This window comes from Peptoniphilus sp. HMSC062D09 (assembly GCF_001811425.1).
Classification (GTDB): domain Bacteria; phylum Bacillota; class Clostridia; order Tissierellales; family Peptoniphilaceae; genus Peptoniphilus_A.
Map to the genome: position 1 here is coordinate 1 of NZ_KV804729.1, position 290 is coordinate 290.

The following is a 290-nucleotide window of genomic DNA, read 5'->3' on the forward strand; positions in this document are numbered from 1 at the left end:
GTCCCCAATAGTCTTAGGTAGCTCAATGGTGGAGCAACCGGCTGTTAACCGGTAGGCTGTGGGTTCGAGTCCCACCCTGAGAGCCAAAAAAATAGGCCGGGGTGGCGGAACTGGCAGACGCACAGGACTTAAAATCCTGCGGTGGTTAAACACCGTATCGGTTCGATTCCGATTCTCGGCACCAAAAAGAATAGTAGCCGGGTAAAAAAATGACGCGGGATGGAGCAGTCTGGTAGCTCGTCGGGCTCATAACCCGAAGGCCGGAGGTTCAAATCCTTCTCCCGCTACCA

At 54.1% G+C, this 290-nt stretch carries 3 tRNA genes; all 3 read left to right on the top strand.

What is annotated here, in order from left to right:
- Window positions 1-11: 11 nt before the first annotated feature.
- A tRNA-Asn gene (locus tag HMPREF2801_RS06200) sits at window positions 12-86 on the top strand.
- A 9-nt stretch (window positions 87-95) separates the two neighbouring features.
- Window positions 96-184, top strand: a tRNA-Leu gene (locus HMPREF2801_RS06205).
- A gap of 29 nt (window positions 185-213) precedes the next feature.
- Window positions 214-290 (top strand) — tRNA-Met (locus tag HMPREF2801_RS06210).